We start from the raw sequence: 18,913 nt of genomic DNA, 5'->3' as shown, positions 1-18,913 counted from the left end.
CATCCTTAGATTCATCCGGCTAATCGGCGCAACCGTTATTTTCAGCGGCCTAAGTCGGCAACCCAGCCGCTGGAATGCAACGCAGACAACACATGACCATGGATTACAAACAAACCCTGAACCTCCCCAAGACCGAGTTTGCGATGAAAGCCAATCTGGCGCAACGCGAACCGGAGATGCTGAAAAAATGGAACGAAAACCAGCTGTATCAAAAAATTCGCGAGGTGTGCGCCGGCCGGCCTAAATTTGTGTTGCACGACGGCCCTCCCTACGCCAACGGCGCGATTCACATCGGCCACGCGGTGAATAAGGTCCTGAAAGACATCATCGTCAAATCCAAAACCCTATCTGGCTTTGATGCGCCTTACGTGCCAGGCTGGGATTGCCACGGCTTGCCTATCGAGTTGATGGTGGAAAAGTCGGTCGGTAAGGCCGGTGTCAAAGTCACGCCTGCCGAGTTTCGTAAAGAATGTCGCGCTTACGCCAAGAAACAAGTCAACATCCAGAAAGAAGAATTCATCCGCTTGGGGGTGTTAGGTGATTGGGACAATCCGTATTTGACGATGGATTTTGCCTTTGAAGCCGACATCGTCCGCGCGCTGGGTAAAATCGCCGCCAAAGGCCATCTCAGCAAGGGCGCCAAGCCGGTGCATTGGTGTACCGATTGCGGTTCGGCGCTCGCCGAAGCGGAAGTGGAATACGAAGACAAACATTCGCCGGCTATCGATGTACGCTTTCAAGTGGTGGACGAACATGCTTTCATGGCAAAGTGCCATCATGCCGGCGACCGCGAAGGCAAAGGCCCGCTGTCGGTGGTGATCTGGACCACTACGCCGTGGACGCTGCCAGCCAACCAAGGCGTGGCCTTGAACCCCGATCTGGAATACGCCGTCGTGCAATGCGATATCGACGGCCAAACCGAGCGCTTGGTGATCGCCGAAGCCTTGTTGAAAGATGCGGTACTCCGTTACGGCATCGGCGAACACCACATCGTCGGCTATTGCAAAGGCGCGGCACTAGAACATCAATTGCTACAACATCCGTTTTATGACCGGCAAGTGCCTATCATCCTCGGCGACCACGTCACCACCGATGCCGGTACCGGCGCGGTACATACCGCTCCCGGCCACGGTCAGGAAGACTATGTGGTGGGCATGAAATACGGCTTGCCGGTGGACAACCCGGTCGGTAGCAACGGCGTGTTTTTGCCTAGCACCGAATTATTCGCCGGTCTGCATGTGTTTACCGCCAACGACAAAGTGTTGGAAGTCTTGCGCGAACGCGGCAAATTGCTGCATCACCACGCCTTGCTGCATAGCTATCCGCATTGCTGGCGCCACAAAACCCCGATTATTTTCCGCGCGACCCCGCAGTGGTTTATTTCTATGGAAAAAAACGGCCTGCGCGACACCGCCCTGAATGAAGTGAAGCGGGTGGACTGGATCCCCGATTGGGGCCAAGCGCGCATCGAAGCGATGCTGAATAACCGTCCGGACTGGTGTATCTCTCGCCAGCGCACCTGGGGCGTGCCCATCGCTTTTTTTGTGCATAAAGAAACGGGCGATTTGCATCCGCGTACCGGCGAATTGATCGAGCAAGTGGCCAAACGTATCGAACAACAAGGCATAGACGCCTGGTTTGAACTGGACGCGGCGGACTTGATTGGTGCCGATGCCGAGCATTACCAAAAAATGACCGACACGCTGGATGTCTGGTTCGACTCCGGCGTGACCCACGCGGCAGTTTTGGAACGCCGTGAGCAATTGCGCTTCCCGGCTGACCTGTATTTGGAAGGCTCGGATCAACATCGCGGCTGGTTCCAGTCATCCCTTTTGGCGTCGGTAGCGATGAACGATGTCGCGCCGTACAAACAAGTATTGACCCACGGCTTTACCGTCGATGCCGAGGGCAAGAAAATGTCCAAATCCAAAGGCAACGTGGTGTTGCCGCAAACCGTGATGAAATCGCTGGGTGCCGACGTACTGCGCTTGTGGGTAGCCGGTACCGATTATCGCGGCGAAATGTCGGTGTCCGACGAGATTCTGAAACGCACCTCCGACGGCTACCGCCGCCTGCGTAACACCGCCCGCTTCCTGTTATCCAATCTGGACGGCTTTGACCCGGCGCAACATCTGGTAGCCAAAGACGATTTGCTGGCGCTGGACCGCTGGGCAGTGGATAAAGCCTGGCAGTTGCAGGAAGAAATCAAAGCCGCGTACCACACCTATCAGTTCCAAAGCATTTACCAAAAAGTGCTGACTTTCTGCAGCATCGACTTGGGCGGCTTTTATCTGGACATCATCAAGGACAGACAATACACCGCCAAGGAAGATTGCCTAGCCCGGCGTTCTGCGCAAACCGCGATGTACCATGTTATCGAAGCGCTGACCCGCTGGTTGGCGCCTATCACCAGCTACACTGCCGATGAATTATGGCAATTCATTCCCGGTCAACGCGGGGAATCGGTATTTCTGGAAACCTGGTACGAAGGCCTGTTCCCACTGGACACCAATGCCACGATCAGCCGCGATACTTGGGACAAAGTGATAGCCGTGCGCACGGTAGTCGCCAAAGAACTGGAGCAACTGCGCGGCAAGAGCGCGATTGGCGCATCCTTGAATGCGGAAGTGGAATTGTATTGTGACGACGCTTACGCCGCCGAGCTGAATAAACTGGCCAGCGAGCTGCATTTTGTTTTCATCACCTCCAACGCCGGCGTCGCCGACATGCAATTCTGCCCGGACGATGCGGTGACGACTGAACTGGATGGCGTGAAATTGAAAGTCACGGTATCCGAGCATCCAAAATGCGTGCGCTGCTGGCACCAACGCTACGACATCGGCGAACACCCGGAGCATCCGGAACTGTGCGGCCGTTGCGTCGAAAACGTCGCCGGCAATGGCGAGACCCGTCGTTATGCTTAAGTGGTTGTGGATTTCCGCTGTGACACTGGTGCTGGATCAAGCCAGCAAACTGGCGGTGGACGGCTCCATGCAATTGTTCGAGTCGATCCCGTTGATTCCCTACTTTAATCTGACCTACGTGCACAACACCGGCGCGGCCTTCAGCTTCCTGGCCCAGGCCGGCGGCTGGCAGCGCTGGCTGTTCGCCGGTTTAGCAGTAGTGATGAGCAGCATCATTGCGGTTTGGCTGCATCGCTTACAAAAGCACGAAACCTTGATGGCCGTGGCTTTATCCTTGGTTTTGGGCGGCGCCATCGGCAATCTGATCGACCGCGTTGCTTACGGCTATGTCATAGACTTTCTGGATGTCTACTACGAGGACTGGCACTGGCCGGCGTTCAATATTGCCGACTCGGCGATTTGCATTGGCGTGGGGCTGATGTTGTTGGAGAGTTTTGGGGTAGGGCGCAAAGCGGTTGACGCTTTGGAATAGTCCCTAGCTTTCTGATGAAGCGGGTTTCCTCCCTTCTTCCTCGGAAATTTATCGGACGTATTTTCTAAAGTATGCTAAACAACTTGAGCGTGCATATAGCGCGCTGTTGACAATAGACCAACTTATTTTCCTTTCTAACGCATTGATTTATCTTGTGTAGACGCCGCCGATGCTGCGGAGTCTATTGTGGAGGGGAATTCTTTATTATAATGCTGGGTAATTAGGTTTGGGCTGTTAGCCCAGACCTAATCACTGCTGCTGTTCAATCAATCTGGAGAATAAAGATGGCTTTTGAATTACCTGCATTACCGTACGCAAAAGACGCTTTGGCGCCGCACATTTCCGCAGAAACGATCGAATTCCACTACGGCAAACATCACCAAACTTATGTCACCAACCTGAACAATCTGGTTCCTGGCACCGAGTTTGAAGGCTTGTCTCTGGAAGAAATCGTGAAAAAATCTTCTGGCGGCGTATTCAACAACGCAGCACAAATCTGGAACCACACCTTTTATTGGAACAGCCTGTCTCCAAACGGCGGCGGCGAACCTACCGGTGGTTTGGCGAACGCCATTGAGAGAACTTTCGGTTCTTTCGAGAAATTCAAAGAAGAATTCACCAAAACCGCTGTTACCACTTTTGGTTCCGGCTGGGCGTGGTTGGTTAAAAATGATAAAGGCGGTTTGGAACTGGTTAGCACCAGCAATGCCGGTTGCCCTTTAACTGCCGGTCAAACGCCTTTATTGACTTGCGACGTTTGGGAACACGCTTATTACATTGATTTTCGCAATCTGCGTCCTAAATATCTGGAAGCGTTCTGGGCATTGGTTAACTGGGAATTCGCCAGCGCCAATTACGAAGCTTAAGCATTAAAAAGGCGCGGGCCGGCGTCCTCACAGGCCCGTCCGCGCCGCTCACTGTTGCCGCAGTTCAGCCGGCACAGCGCGCTTTTCCGCTAAAACATCCATTCGCCCGGTCTTGCCTGGATCATTTTTTTACCAAAACCTGTTGTAAATTCGTGCGTAAGAAATCGTCCGGACGCAGTACTTTCTTGCTGAAAAACAGGATGCTTTGTTCGACCAGTTTGACGTCCACAAACGGGCAAACGCAACGGTAAATAAAGTAGATAAACTCCGTGCAGCTAAAACTTTTGTGGGTTTCAAAATCAAACCCAAAATCGTAGGCATAGCCTAAATGCGCTAGCGCCAGTCTTTTGGCCTGAGCGATTGCGTCTGCATTGGCCACCGTATCGCCGCCTTTTAAAGCTTGATAAATGCGCTCTTCCTCCGGGCTGAAATCAGGCGTCTCTGTGCTGACAACCTGTACTTTCTGCTCGGTTTGTTTACCCACCCGTTCCGGTAAACGCAGGATGGCGATCTTGTCGCAACGGGTAAAAGTCAAAATATCTTCCATGAATACCCCTTCCGCCATGGAATGCACCACCATTTGTTTGCCGGGCGTAAACCAGTCTTTACCGTCCTCCTGCTGACCAACCCGCGCCAGCGGCTTATCCAAGGCGTCCGTAGCTTCGCCGTAATAAAATCCGGCATGGCTAAAGGTGCCGCCGATAAATTTTCCGTCCAGATAATTGTCGTAACCACGCAGCAAGATATCGCCGGGTTGCAGTATGTCGAGAATCTCACGCAAGTCTGAACCCTTAATGCGGTAAGAGCCAGGATCGTAAACGATGAACATCGGGTGCGGATAAATCTTAATGTCACCGAAAAAAGTTAAAAACTTTTCCCAGGGATTCTGTTTACGGGTCTTTGGGGTCGCACTCATGCTCTGTTTCCTTATTGTTGGTTTTGATATTGGTAAACGCACGTGGGCGCTATCTTCCTCTCGCGGGCTTTTCAATGCAAGATTGGCGCTAAGCGGAGATTAAAAGCCGTAAACATCCGCACATTCTTTACCCACTCAGCCACGTATTCCGATGCAAACTATGCAACCGATTCCTATACGTTTACGCCAGCCATTGAATGGCAGATTTTGGAAGTGATGAATTGTCGCAATTGATGTGTCAACACTTTTCCAGACACACAGCTAAGCAGCTTTGAGCTGCAATTCGTAGTCAACGGGCGACAGGTAGCCAATTGCGGAATGAAGTCGCTCGCGGTTATAAAACACTTCGATATATTCGAACACGGCTTGTCCGGCCTCGACTCGAGTTCGATAAGTCTGGTGATGAATCAGTTCGGTTTTCAGGGTGTGAAAGAAGCTTTCCGACACGACGTTATCCCAGCAATTGCCCTTACGGCTAATGCTTTGCCGGATGCCGTGTTGCTTCAATAAGGCTCGGTGGCTATCTGCTGCAGCGACAGTATGCCATAGCAAGCCTTTCTCGGGCTTGCGCTTCCAAACCACCATCAGTAGCGCGTCGTTAACCAGTTTGGTCCGCATGTGTTCAGCCATCGACCACCCCACGACTTGCCGGGAATAAAGGTTTATGACCACGGACAGATACAGCCAGCCTTCATGTGTTGCGGTATAGGTGATGTCGCCGGCATAGACCTGATTGGGCTTTCCACGGCGAATTGCCGGTCCAGCAAATTGTCTGCAATCGGTTGATGATGCTTCGAACTCGTCGTGGCTTTGAATTTGCGCTTGGTTTTACTGACTAACGCTGCCTCGCGCAGCAAGCGACGACTGACGGTTCGGTTCGGAGCGGACAAGGCGGCCTTGAGGCTGCGCGTACCGTAGGGCAGCGCTTCAGCCGTTCGTAATAGGCGCTTCGGGATACATTCATAAGCCGGCACATGACATCCACCGTAAATTCCTCTGAATGCTGTTTTATCCAGGCGTACTTCTCGGCAACCGCTCCTGAGTTGCCCTACCTCCTGCATCCTTGCAGTCGACCGTTGTGCCTTGGCAAAGTACGCCGCTGCCTTTTTTAATAACTCGAGCTCCTCGGTCAATCGGGCCATTTCTTTCTTAAAGCGCTTGAGCTCATCGTGCAGATGTTCGTTGGTACGGACCGTTTTATTGCTGTCTTTGGGCTGACTGAATTTGCCTATCCAGGTATGCAGGGTATTAACGTTAATACCAAGATCCTGGGCTACCTGACTGATCGATTTATCGGATTCATTCGCCAACTTGACGGCTGACGCTCTGAATTCGGCTGAATAGGTGCTGGGTTTTTCTTTGCTCATTTTGGCTTCACACGTTTTTCAGGTTATTTTAAAAGTGTGTCCGGTTTAGTGTAGTCACATCACAATCGACCCTTTGCCGCCAGTCACCTTATTCAGTCTGCTATGTCTGCAGTACTTCAAATAGCCGACATTCCGCATTGCAAATTATTCATCCTCTTTCAAATTAAACGGCTCATCGGCTGTAAAAAATCCCTGTTACTCAGTGACCCCCTGCGTCAGAATAGTTGTCGCCTCAAATTTTTATAACCTTTTAAATTTGAGATAAAAAATGATTACCCCGAAAAAGCAGTATTCTGACGAGTTCAGAGAGCAAGCCCTGGCGAAAGTCTACAATCGTGGAACACGAACCATTCAAGACATTGCCGACGAATCTAACCTCAGCATACATACCTTAAAAACCTGGATGAGCCAAACAGCACCGACCGATATTCCAAAACCCAATCCGGCCAAACGTCCCCAAGATTGACGCCCCGAAGAACGCTTGCTGGCCCTTCAGGAAAGTCATGGTTTGATCGGTGAAGTGCTGAATGCCTGGTGTCGGGAGCGTGGCGTATTTGCCCATCAACTTATCCAGTGGAAAAGTGATTTCTGCACCGTTACCCGCACTGCTTCAGGACGTGATGACAGCCTGACCTTGCGCAGCCTGAAAGCCGAGAATCAACGCCTGGAACGCGAACTCAACCGTAAGGACAAGGCCCTGGCTGAAGCCGCTGCCTTGCTGATCCTGCAAATACCCACACGGGGCACTAGAAAAGGTCCGGGCGCTGTTGGCGGGCGAGGTCGAATGACATCCCTTCAGCCGCGCCAACACCTGATTGAATCCGTCGCCGAAGCGACCATGGCCGGTGCCCGCCAAGACCAAGCCTGTGCGGTGTTGGGCTTAAGTTCGCGCACCTTGCAGCGCTGGCAAGCCGGTAAAGCCCTGGGCGAAGACCGGCGACCGCTGCGGCAATACACGCCACCGCAGGCGTTGACCGAGGCCGAGCGCACCCACATTTTGACCGTGGTCAATTCCGTTGAATTTGCGGATTGCCCACCCAGCCAGATTGTTCCGCGCCTGGCAGATCAGGGCATTTATCTGGGCTCTGAATCGATGATCTATCGCATTCTAAAAGTCGCCCGGCAACTGAAACACCGCCGCAGTGAACGCCCTAGCCAGCCTCGCACCAAGCCCAAAGCCTTAAGTGCGACGGCACCGAAACAACTTTACAGTTGGGACATTACCTATCTGCCGACCGCCATCAAAGGCCAGTTCTACTATCTCTACCTGTTCCTCGATATTTTCAGTCGCCAGATCGTCGGCAGGCAGGTGTTTGCAGAAGAAAGCAGCCACTACGCCAGCGAGCTGTTGCGGGATATTGTTGGGCGCGAAGGTCTACAACCTGGGCAAGTCATCCTGCATTCCGATAACGGTAGCCACATACCCACAGGGCACAAGTGAAAGGTGCCACCATACTGGCCACACTGCAACAGCTCGGCGTCATGCCCTCGCTGAGTCATCCGGCAGTGAGTAACGACAATCCGTTTTCGGAATCGCTGTTCAAAACCTTGAAATATCGGCCGCCATACCCGTTGAAACCGTTGGCCGATCTGAGCGTCGCTCGTGAATGGGTGGCCGATTTAGTGCATTGGTATTTATGACCTTCAGGATATAACCACGAGCATCGACATAGTGCTATTGGTTTCGTGACCCCGGCCCAACGCCATACTGGATTGGACGAGGCGCTGTTGAATCAACGCAAAGCGCTTTATGAAGACGCCCGCCGCCAAAACCCTCGGCGCTGGAGCCAAAACACCCGGAACTGGAACAGAGTCCATACCGTGCACTTAAATCCGGATCATGCCGAAACCCAAAACAACTCGCCCCAGGAGGTCGTGAATCCCAACAAAATAGCCGCATAAAATTTTATATTGAGGCGACAACTAGCTTGAAATTTTCCGAATTAAACGGCTCATCGGCTGTAAAAATCCCTGTTACTCAGTGATGAACGAGCAAACTCCAAAACCCGTATTACCAACATAGCCACATGGCTTTATAAACAAAAACTTGTTCATATCAGATTCAGATCATTTTTCGTGTTGTAGCTGAGCCTTGCCAAGTTGCAGCATTTTCGCTTTATATTCTGGCAGCATATTTTTAAATTCAGTTTCTGCAACTTTTCGCTGTTCACGATTATTCAAGTTCTCATCGAACCGCTCGATCACTCTTTTGGCCTGCTCTTCGGTAGCTTTAGTCTCTTCCGACATTACCCTTAGTTCGCTCCTGGATGGTGGTTCGGCATCTGGATGAACTGTGCCGGATGAGGGTAAAGTATCGGTGTCCGAATTCAAAGGATCTTTAGGGGAATTTACAATTTGTTTGCTGACTGCATCCTTTCTGCTAATTTTCGATTGACTTTCTTCCGAAGAACACCCCTGAAGCTGCAGCACCGCGAATCCAAGGAAGAGAGCAAGAAACCTGGAAGTAATCACTTCATTTTCTCCAATTGATATTGCATGACGATCAAAAACATTAAGAATACTATTGAGCACCGGCGGTAAAGTACCAATTGGTATAGTTAATCGAGTTCCCCGCCTGGTCGGTTAAGGTTGCCCAGTTCGAGATGTACACGTAATATTGCCGGTTGGCCGTCAGCAACGCGTTCGGCGTCAGCGTCACGGTTTTACCGTCCGCGCTGATGCTGTAGCTCACGCTCGGCCGCTGGCCCGTCGCCGTGTCATATAACGCAATCGTATCGTTGTTCACCGCCAGCGGATTGAGACGGTCCCCGAACGTTAAGACCATGCTGGCGTTCAAGCCCACACCGCTCGCGCCATTCGCCGGACTGTAGGATTGCAGGCTGCTGCCCTGCAAGTCCGCACCCGCGCCCGTCGTAAAACTACGATCGCCCGGCGCCGCCAACACGTTGCCGCTCAGGTCTTCCACGCCTTCGACATGCAGGCTGTAAGCGGTGTTGGCCAATAGCGGTTGCTGCAGTTTCAAAGACAGGGTTTTGCGGTCGCCGCTCAGTTCGCGGGTCGTCGCAATCGTTTCGCCACTCTTACGCAGTTCCACGCCGCCCAAGCTCAAACCGCTCACCGGCTCGTCGAATTGCACTTGCAACTGCACGTTGGTCGGCACACCCGTTTGATCGGCATCGATACTGTAACCACTCACTTGCGGCGCAGCATTGTCGACCGCCAGCGCCGTGGTGAAGTTGCGATAGCCATAAACGTTATTACCGTTCATGTCCTGAACAGGGTAAACATAAAGGTAATAACTACGTCCCACCGCCAAGGCTTGATCCGGCACCAGCGTCAAGGTTCGACCATCAGCGCCCACGCTGCGACTGGCTGCTACATGTTGACCCGTAACGTTGTCGTAGAGGTAGAAACTACTGTCGTTGACCGACACCGGATCGACCTGTTCGCTCAAGCGCACCTTGAAGATGGCATTGACCGGTACATTGGTGGCACCAGAGACAAAACTCCATTCCTCTATGGTCGGTGCGGTGGTATCCGGACCGTTAGCAGTATGGAAGGTGTGGCTCAATGGCGTCACCAAGTGGCCGGCATAGTCTTCTGCTTGATCCACCGTGACCGTGACATCGCTATCCGCCGGCCAGGGTTCATGCGGTACATACGTCACTTGCCGGTTGTTGTCACTAAAGCTCAACGAGTAGTAACGGGCATCACTATTAGGTACTTGTGCCAACGGCAGATCGACATCATCGCCCAGGAAGCTGATCGGGCTGACCGCTTCATCGAAGCGGATCGAGATCCGGTTGTTGATGCCAACATTGGTCGCTGCATCGGCCGGACTCAAGGCCGTGACCTTCGGTGCAATGCCGTCTTCAGCATCACCGGTCCTAAAGCTCCAGTTATAGTCGGAGGCTTGCTCGGTCGTCGTGCCGCCGGCATCCTTCAAACCGCTACGAATACCAACATAATAGTACTGGTTGGCCGTCAATGGGTCTGTCGGCTGTAAACGGACCACGCGACTGCCTTTCAACAAGCTGACCGTTACCGGCACTTCATTACCATAGTAACCATCACGCAGCACCAAGGTCGAACTGTTAACGGTACTCGGATCCAGCGCTTCGTTAAACTGCAGGTCGATGACCGGGTTCAACGGCAGGTTAGGATTGTAATTGTTGTAATAGTAGTAGTAATTGAAGTTGAGGTTCACCACATACGGTGCTTTCTGCGCCGGGTCTTCCTCGATCCGGAATTGGCTATGGAAGCTGTTCAAGGCATTGCCGGACTGGTCTTGCGCCGTGCTGTCCAGGAATACTTCGATATAGGCTTCTTTCACCCAAGGTTGCGCCGGGGTGTAGACCAGGGTACGGCCATCGCCGATCAGTTGCACCGTGCCGTTGACCAACACGCCGTTTTGCGAGACGTGCAAGGCACTTTGCAGGCTGCTGCCTTTCAGCGGTTCGTTGCTGTACAGCACGACTTTGTTTTTCGACAGCACGTTGTAGGCGCCATTGCCCGGCAAGGCCGTGGCGATGCTGGGCCGCGTGGTATCGCTGGTCGCTGTTGTCGCAAAAACTTTCGCGGTATCGGCCAAGCGGTTGCCACTCAGGTCTTTGATGTCGTTGGTCAACAAGACCGTCACCACACTAGAGGCCGGCAGGTTGTAGTTCAGCGTCACGGTACGGCTATCGCCGGAGAAGCTGATCGACGGCCGAACAATGCTGCCGTTGACGAACAGGCCCACGCTGTTGCTGTTGACCGTGCTTTGGTTCAGCGACTCGGAGAAACTCAACACGATCGGGTTGTTGCCATAGACGTCCAACGCACCGTCGTTCGGGGTGATGGATAACAGTTGCGGCGCGGTGGTATCCCCGCCAACACCGGTCGTAAAGGATTGAGACCGGTAGCTGTTGCTGTTGCCGGCTAGATCCAATACGCCGTTGACGTAAACGTAGATCGTTGTATTGCCGGGTAATGGCGACAGCGGACTGAAGGTCACGACATTGCCGTTGCGGGCAAAAGTGCCCGCCAACTCGCCGCTATAGCCGCTGGCATTGACCGTAATGCCACTGTCCAAGGTAGTCGGGTCTATCGCTTCGCTAAAGGTGAAGCTGATCGGCGTGTTAACGCTGATACCGCTCGCACCGCTGGCCGGGGTGATGGTTACCGTGGCGCCCGCTGTGTCGGCGGTAGCAGTCGCGGCGGTAGTGAAGTGACTGGTGACCGGCGCCAATTTGTTGCCGATGTAATCATAGAGGCCGTCCAGCACTACGCTGTATTCGGTATTAACCGCCAACGCGCTGCTTGGGGTAAAGGTAATGGTACGGTTGTCGCTACCCAGTACGGCCGTGCCGGCCACATCGACACCGTTGACTCGCAGGTGCACACTGCCTGCCACACTGTAAGGGCTGACGGCTTCGTCAAGTACGAAACGCAGTTTGCTGTTGACGGCAATGCCGGTGGCGCCGTCGACAAGGTTGCTGCCGCTGACCAGTGGGGCTTCCAAATCGGTGGCCGTACCGGTTTTGAAATACCAAGAGGTATAGCTAATCCGGTTACCGCCCTGATCATACACATAGTCATAGTACGAGACGTAGACGTAGTACTGGCGGTTCGCCACCAAGGCGGCCGTCGGCGTCAGCGTCAGCGTCTTGCCGTCGCTGCTCATGGCGCTGGTCACCGCCGGGTATTGGCCGGTGACGGTATCGTACAGCCGGATGCTGTCGCCGTTGATCGACAGCGGGTTGATCCGCTCGGCAAACGAGACCACGATGCCGGCGTTCAAGCCAACACCGGTGGCGTTATTGGCCGGGCTGTACTGCAACACACTGGTCGACTGCAAGTCCGCACCCGCGCCCGTCGTAAAACTACGATCGCCCGGCGCCGCCAACACGTTGCCGCTCAGGTCTTCCACGCCTTCGACATGCAGGCTGTAAGCGGTGTTGGCCAATAGCGGTTGCTGCAGTTTCAAAGACAGGGTTTTGCGGTCGCCGCTCAGTTCGCGGGTCGTCGCAATCGTTTCGCCACTCTTACGCAGTTCCACGCCGCCCAAGCTCAAACCGCTCACCGGCTCGTCGAATTGCACTTGCAACTGCACGTTGGTCGGCACACCCATTTGATCGGCATCGATACTGTAACCACTCACTTGCGGCGCAGCATTGTCGACCGCCAGCGCCGTGGTGAAGTTGCGATAGCCATAAACGTTATTACCGTTCATGTCCTGAACAGGGTAAACATAAAGGTAATAACTACGTCCCACCGCCAAGGCCTGATCCGGCACCAGCGTCAGAGTTCGGCCATCGGCGCCCACGCTATGACTGGCTGCCACCTTTTGGCCCTTAACGTTGTCGTAGAGGTAGAAACTACTGTCGTTGACCGACACCGGATCGACCTGTTCGCTCAAGCGCACCTCGAAGATGGCATTGACCGGTACATTGGTGGCACCAGAGACAAAACTCCATTCCTCTATGGTCGGTGCGGTGGTATCCGGACCGTTAGCAGTATGGAAGGTGTGGCTCAATGGCGTCACCAAGTGGCCGGCATAGTCTTCTGCTTGATCCACCGTGACCGTGACATCGCTATCCGCCGGCCAGGGTTCATGCGGTACATACGTCACTTGCCGGTTGTTGTCACTAAAGCTCAACGAGTAGTAACGGGCATCACTATTAGGTACTTGTGCCAACGGCAGATCGACATCATCGCCCAGGAAGCTGATCGGGCTGACCGCTTCATCGAAGCGGATCGAGATCCGGTTGTTGATGCCAACATTGGTCGCTGCATCGGCCGGACTCAAGGCCGTGACCTTCGGTGCAATGCCGTCTTCAGCATCACCGGTCCTAAAGCTCCAGTTATAGTCGGAGGCTTGCTCGGTCGTCGTGCCGCCGGCATCCTTCAAACCGCTACGAATACCAACATAATAGTACTGGTTGGCCGTCAATGGGTCTGTCGGCTGTAAACGGACCACGCGACTGCCTTTCAACAAGCTGACCGTTACCGGCACTTCATTACCATAGTAACCATCACGCAGCACCAAGGTCGAACTGTTAACGGTACTCGGATCCAGCGCTTCGTTAAACTGCAGGTCGATGACCGGGTTCAACGGCAGGTTAGGATTGTAATTGTTGTAATAGTAGTAGTAATTGAAGTTGAGGTTCACCACATACGGTGCTTTCTGCGCCGGGTCTTCCTCGATCCGGAATTGGCTATGGAAGCTGTTCAAGGCATTGCCGGACTGGTCTTGCGCCGTGCTGTCCAGGAATACTTCGATATAGGCTTCTTTCACCCAAGGTTGCGCCGGGGTGTAGACCAGGGTACGGCCATCGCCGATCAGTTGCACCGTGCCGTTGACCAACACGCCGTTTTGCGAGACGTGCAAGGCACTTTGCAGGCTGCTGCCTTTCAGCGGTTCGTTGCTGTACAGCACGACTTTGTTTTTCGACAGCACGTTGTAGGCGCCATTGCCCGGCAAGGCCGTGGCGATGCTGGGCCGCGTGGTATCGCTGGTCGCTGTTGTCGCAAAAACTTTCGCGGTATCGGCCAAGCGGTTGCCACTCAGGTCTTTGATGTCGTTGGTCAACAAGACCGTCACCACACTAGAGGCCGGCAGGTTGTAGTTCAGCGTCACGGTACGGCTATCGCCGGAGAAGCTGATCGACGGCCGAACAATGCTGCCGTTGACGAACAGGCCCACGCTGTTGCTGTTGACCGTGCTTTGGTTCAGCGACTCGGAGAAACTCAACACGATCGGGTTGTTGCCATAGACGTCCAACGCACCGTCGTTCGGGGTGATGGATAACAGTTGCGGCGCGGTGGTATCCCCGCCAACACCGGTCGTAAAGGATTGAGACCGGTAGCTGTTGCTGTTGCCGGCTAGATCCAATACGCCGTTGACGTAAACGTAGATCGTTGTATTGCCGGGTAATGGCGACAGCGGACTGAAGGTCACGACATTGCCGTTGCGGGCAAAAGTGCCCGCCAACTCGCCGCTATAGCCGCTGGCATTGACCGTAATGCCACTGTCCAAGGTAGTCGGGTCTATCGCTTCGCTAAAGGTGAAGCTGATCGGCGTGTTAACGCTGATACCGCTCGCACCGCTGGCCGGGGTGATGGTTACCGTGGCGCCCGCTGTGTCGGCGGTAGCAGTCGCGGCGGTAGTGAAGTGACTGGTGACCGGCGCCAATTTGTTGCCGATGTAATCATAGAGGCCGTCCAGCACTACGCTGTATTCGGTATTAACCGCCAACGCGCTGCTTGGGGTAAAGGTAATGGTACGGTTGTCGCTACCCAGTACGGCCGTGCCGGCCACATCGACACCGTTGACTCGCAGGTGCACACTGCCTGCCACACTGTAAGGGCTGACGGCTTCGTCAAGTACGAAACGCAGTTTGCTGTTGACGGCAATGCCGGTGGCGCCGTCGACAAGGTTGCTGCCGCTGACCAGTGGGGCTTCCAAATCGGTGGCCGTACCGGTTTTGAAATACCAAGAGGTATAGCTAATCCGGTTACCGCCCTGATCATACACATAGTCATAGTACGAGACGTAGACGTAGTACTGGCGGTTCGCCACCAAGGCGGCCGTCGGCGTCAGCGTCAGCGTCTTGCCGTCGCTGCTCATGGCGCTGGTCACCGCCGGGTATTGGCCGGTGACGGTATCGTACAGCCGGATGCTGTCGCCGTTGATCGACAGCGGGTTGATCCGCTCGGCAAACGAGACCACGATGCCGGCGTTCAAGCCAACACCGGTGGCGTTATTGGCCGGGCTGTACTGCAACACACTGGTCGACTGCAAGTCCGCACCCGCGCCCGTCGTAAAACTACGATCGCCCGGCGCCGCCAACACGTTGCCGCTCAGGTCTTCCACGCCTTCGACATGCAGGCTGTAAGCGGTGTTGGCCAATAGCGGTTGCTGCAGTTTCAAAGACAGGGTTTTGCGGTCGCCGCTCAGTTCGCGGGTCGTCGCAATCGTTTCGCCACTCTTACGCAGTTCCACGCCGCCCAAGCTCAAACCGCTCACCGGCTCGTCGAATTGCACTTGCAGTACCGCATTCGTCGGTACACCGCTTTGAACCGCATCCACACTGTAACCGGTGATTTTCGGTCCGGTAGCGTCTTTATCGAAGGACGTCGTGAAATAGTAGTAACCCGAACTCAACGGATTACCAAACAAATCCTTGATGACGTTGGTCATGTATATATGGTGTTGACGCCCAACCGCCAAAGCCCGGTTCGGCACGAAAGTCGCACTCTGCCCATCCCCGCTCAGGGTTACTACGCCAAGCACCGGTTGACCGGTTACATCGTCGTAAACGGTTACGGATTGGTCATTAACCGAGTCGGCATGTACCGGCTCGCTGAAGCGGACTGCGATGACGACATTGACCGGCACATTGGTGCTGTTCGAATTCGGATCGACCCCCAAAACTGTCGGCGGCGTTGTATCAACCGTGTTGCCGGTTTTGTAATGAAAGGTATAAGCCGTCGCGATAGGATTGCCGGCGCGATCCCTGACACCATCGACGACGACTTTATATTCCGTGTAATCATCAAGGATATCGCTAGGCGTAAAAATCAATTGCAGTCCGTCACTTGACAAGCGTACTCGACCGGCAACTTTAGCTGCACCTTCCAATAAGCCCTTATAAACAGAAATCGAATCAGTATTGATAGATTTGGCCTGCAGGGCTTCGCCAAAGGAAACAATAATCGGGTTATTTTCCGGAATGTCTGTCGTTTCGTTGGCTGGAGATGTTGAACTCACCGTCGGCGGCGTAACATCAGGATTCAGAGGGTCAGTACCTTTCTGCAACTCGACACCGTCAACGATGCCGTCGTCATCCGAGTCGGTATCGATCGGACTCGTATGCATATCGACTTCGTCGCCATCGTTAATGCCATCGCCATCCGTGTCGGGATTCGCGGGGTTCGATCCGAAAATAGCTTCCTGTTCGTCACTCAAACCGTCACGGTCGGTATCGGCTTGTACGGTCAAGGTTAAAACCGGCGTGGTTTCCTGGTTTCCGCCAAAATCCGCCGCCCTGGCGGTAATGGAAATCGTACTGCCGACCGTGCCGAAGGGTACGGTGACCGGATACTGATAGGGCCGCGAGGTATCGGTATAAACCACTTGCCCGTTGACCAGGAACGATACCGATTTCACACCGATATCGTCGTCGGCGTTTGCAGTTATCGTCACTTTCTTGCCCTCGACGACAACAGTATCTTGCGGCGGTTCGGTGATTTCTATGGTGGGAGCAACGCCACCTTTGTCTTCGGTCAATCGGTATTGAGCAATGAACAACCGCGTCGTACCATTGGAGCCGTAGTCCTGACTTACTACATAGGATTCCTCGGTTACATAAACATAATTGCTATCCAACGCAATACCGGTTCCGGCATAATCGCCGAGGCCCGACAGGTCGATGGTACCCTGGAACACCGCATTTTCGGGGTCTTCAATGTTGACGTAAGCGGTCACATTAGGAAACAACTGCTCCGCTGCAAAGGCGAAACCGTCAGTCAATTCAATGTCGCGGGGAACGAAATTGGCGTTGCCAGCTACAGCAACCGGATTCGTGGCATCACGAATGTCAACCACTTTCCAACCCGAAGAATAGGCGGCAACGTAAGCGTAGCCGTCTTTTAAAGTAACGTCCTGTACCGGCCCGATACCAAGGCTTCCTTTTTTGACCGGATTAGCCTTGTCGGTGATGTCAATCACGTGCAATGAACTGCCGGCGACAACAACTACGCTATTACCCTGCACGTCCACCCCTTTTGCCTCGCCTAGACCGTTTAAGGCTCCGGCGAATAAAGGTTGGTTTGGTTTACGAACGTCAACAATTTCCAGGCCGTTATTGCCATCCGCAATGTAGGCAAACTGGTTGTCGATTTTGACGTCCTGGGCGATGCCGGCCGTTTCGTAAGACGCAATAAGGCTCGGAGCGGTCGGATCGGTGACGTCGATGACCTGCAAACCGTGATCGCCGTCCGCTAAATAAACCACATTGCCGACGACACGCACGTCGATTGCGGTACCGGCGGTATCCAGACTGCCGACGATGCTGGGCGCGGAACGATTGGACACGTTGACGATTTGCAGCCCCTTGCTGCCGGCCGCCACGTAGGCGTAATCGCCGGCGACGTCAACATTATTGGCATAGCCGGGGATACTAATTGACGCCAACGCGGTGGGATTGAAAGTGCCGATGGTGACGGTAACGGTTTTCTCCAAACCGCTATTGCGCACCGTCAGATTCGCCGTACCGGACTGGCCGGCAAACAATAAGCCGTCTTTGCCGCCAAAACTGACAACACTCAGATTACTAGAGCTGTAGCTAGTACCGCTCGATTTGGCAGTAAGGTCGACCAAACTGCCGTCGCTACGCTTACCGGAAACCTTGACTTGCAGATTAGCCTCGTTATAGACCGTATTGAAGGTCATGGTTGGGTTAGCGGGTGCAATAACCAGCTCCACGAAGCTGCGGCCGCCGCCGTCGGACTTATCGGTGGGGTTATAACCGGCCAAGATTTCGTCATTGTCGTTAACGCCATCGCCGTCTGTGTCGGCTTTCAACGGATCGGTAACGTAACCCTTCGATCCGGAAACTTCAACGCCGTCGATCAAACCATCGCCGTCGCTATCGGCCACTTTAAAATTGGTACCAGCCTGATACTCCTGCTTGGTGGTCAGACCATCGTTATCCGGATCTTCCAATGCATCCAATGGGTCGTTCGGGTTTAAGCCGTTGGCTATTTCAAAATCGTCGGGCAGACCGTCGTTATCGGCATCGCCGGTCGTCACGACGTTGATGCGCTTGAAAGCAACCACTTCATCCTTGCGCGCAGTAATCAATACGCTGCCACTGGATACTGCCGTGACTAAACCATCGGTATTGACGCTAACGATAGCCGGGTTACTGGAGGTGTAGTTGGTACCGTTGCCGGACGCGGTCACGTCCTTGACTGTACCGTCGCGGTAGGTAGCGGCGACTTTCAACTGCGCAATCGCGCCTTGGCTGGATAAAGTCTCGACGGCAGGCTCGGTGACCTTCAAACTTACCGGAATCGGATCAATGTTATCGAATTTGATGTCCGGGACGTTGACCACGCTGTTTTGCACGACGTTGAAGTAGTCGCTTTCCCCGGAAAATGTATCTCCGAGAATGGTACACGTGGCCCGCGCCCTGACCCGGCCCATTTGCGAGGGCACGTTCGGCATCGACCAGCCGCCGTCCTTGCTGACCTGCACGGTTCGATTGAGAATATTGACGATACAGTTTTCATCCAGCACATTGGCCAATGCCGACTCTCCGGTCATGGCAAGACCCAACATCAACACCCATGTATAAAAGGCTTTAACGAACTGTGTTTTCATCGTCTTTATCTCCCGATCCCTAAGACGCTTTACTGTA

The 18,913-nt window shown here is 53.9% G+C and carries 10 protein-coding genes and 1 pseudogene; 7 read left to right on the top strand and 4 right to left on the bottom strand.

Annotation, left to right across the window (positions count from 1 at the left end; all coding sequences use genetic code 11):
- The first annotated feature begins 92 nt into the window (after positions 1 to 92).
- The 3 genes from ileS to sodB all read left to right on the top strand — a co-directional run bounded on the left by ileS (position 93) and on the right by sodB (position 4,262).
- Positions 93 to 2,924, top strand: a complete 2,832-nt coding sequence (gene ileS, locus EBA_RS24040; RefSeq protein WP_192377388.1) for an isoleucine--tRNA ligase — start codon at positions 93 to 95, stop codon at positions 2,922 to 2,924.
- Positions 2,917 to 3,396 (top strand): signal peptidase II, encoded by a 480-nt coding sequence (gene lspA / locus EBA_RS24035; protein ID WP_192377068.1) that lies wholly within the window; start codon positions 2,917 to 2,919, stop codon positions 3,394 to 3,396. Before ileS ends, lspA begins: the two co-directional genes overlap by 8 nt.
- A 284-nt stretch (positions 3,397 to 3,680) precedes the next feature.
- Positions 3,681 to 4,262, top strand: a complete 582-nt coding sequence (gene sodB / locus EBA_RS24030) for a superoxide dismutase [Fe] (protein ID WP_192377067.1) — start codon at positions 3,681 to 3,683, stop codon at positions 4,260 to 4,262.
- 121 nt (positions 4,263 to 4,383) lie between these two features.
- On the opposite strand, the gene EBA_RS24025 is transcribed toward sodB, so the two are convergent.
- Both EBA_RS24025 and EBA_RS25040 read right to left on the bottom strand, forming a co-directional pair.
- Positions 4,384 to 5,178: a C40 family peptidase gene (locus EBA_RS24025; RefSeq protein WP_192377066.1), complete on the bottom strand. Its 795-nt coding sequence runs from the start codon at positions 5,176 to 5,178 to the stop codon at positions 4,384 to 4,386.
- Positions 5,179 to 5,439: 261 nt separating this feature from the next.
- Positions 5,440 to 6,545, bottom strand: a pseudogene (locus EBA_RS25040) (IS3 family transposase).
- Positions 6,546 to 6,813: 268 nt separating this feature from the next.
- On the opposite strand from EBA_RS25040, the gene EBA_RS24010 reads away from it, so the two are divergent.
- The 4 genes from EBA_RS24010 to EBA_RS23995 are packed head-to-tail and all read left to right on the top strand — an operon-like array spanning position 6,814 to position 8,447.
- Complete coding sequence (locus tag EBA_RS24010; RefSeq protein ID WP_225616423.1) at positions 6,814 to 7,011, top strand: transposase; 198 nt, start codon at positions 6,814 to 6,816, stop codon at positions 7,009 to 7,011.
- Between the two features lie 15 nt (positions 7,012 to 7,026).
- Entirely contained in the window at positions 7,027 to 7,986 is a 960-nt protein-coding gene (locus EBA_RS24005) for a DDE-type integrase/transposase/recombinase (RefSeq protein ID WP_225616422.1), read from the top strand.
- A complete protein-coding gene (locus EBA_RS24000; protein WP_192372468.1) occupies positions 7,983 to 8,186 on the top strand; it encodes a hypothetical protein in 204 nt (67 codons plus the stop codon). The genes EBA_RS24005 and EBA_RS24000 overlap by 4 nt, the downstream gene beginning before the upstream one ends.
- 45 nt (positions 8,187 to 8,231) lie before the next feature.
- Positions 8,232 to 8,447, top strand: coding sequence for a hypothetical protein (locus EBA_RS23995; protein WP_192377062.1), 216 nt, complete (start codon positions 8,232 to 8,234; stop codon positions 8,445 to 8,447).
- 165 nt (positions 8,448 to 8,612) lie between these two features.
- Here the strand turns inward: EBA_RS23995 and EBA_RS23990 are convergent, their stop codons facing one another.
- Together EBA_RS23990 and EBA_RS23985 are read right to left on the bottom strand one after the other, a co-directional pair.
- Positions 8,613 to 9,077: a hypothetical protein gene (locus EBA_RS23990; protein WP_192377061.1), complete on the bottom strand. Its 465-nt coding sequence runs from the start codon at positions 9,075 to 9,077 to the stop codon at positions 8,613 to 8,615.
- Positions 9,067 to 18,876, bottom strand: a complete 9,810-nt coding sequence (locus EBA_RS23985; RefSeq protein WP_192377060.1) for an Ig-like domain-containing protein — start codon at positions 18,874 to 18,876, stop codon at positions 9,067 to 9,069. Before EBA_RS23985 ends, EBA_RS23990 begins: the two co-directional genes overlap by 11 nt.
- Positions 18,877 to 18,913: the final 37 nt, after the last annotated feature.

Source organism: Methylomonas albis (genome assembly GCF_014850955.1).
GTDB classification, from domain to species: domain Bacteria; phylum Pseudomonadota; class Gammaproteobacteria; order Methylococcales; family Methylomonadaceae; genus Methylomonas; species Methylomonas albis.
Note: the sequence above shows the minus strand (reverse complement) of the source record. Positions and strands in the feature narration are given on the sequence as shown.

What these genes read in the sequence shown, in the direction of transcription:
- ileS (WP_192377388.1), top strand. Translation starts at nt 93, where the DNA reads ATGACCATGGATTACAAACAAACCCTGAACCTCCCCAAGACCGAGTTT.
- lspA (WP_192377068.1), top strand. Translation starts at nt 2,917, where the DNA reads ATGCTTAAGTGGTTGTGGATTTCCGCTGTGACACTGGTGCTGGATCAA.
- sodB (WP_192377067.1), top strand. Translation starts at nt 3,681, where the DNA reads ATGGCTTTTGAATTACCTGCATTACCGTACGCAAAAGACGCTTTGGCG.
- EBA_RS24025 (WP_192377066.1), bottom strand. Translation starts at nt 5,178, where the DNA reads ATGAGTGCGACCCCAAAGACCCGTAAACAGAATCCCTGGGAAAAGTTT.
- EBA_RS24010 (WP_225616423.1), top strand. Translation starts at nt 6,814, where the DNA reads ATGATTACCCCGAAAAAGCAGTATTCTGACGAGTTCAGAGAGCAAGCC.
- EBA_RS23985 (WP_192377060.1), bottom strand. Translation starts at nt 18,876, where the DNA reads ATGAAAACACAGTTCGTTAAAGCCTTTTATACATGGGTGTTGATGTTG.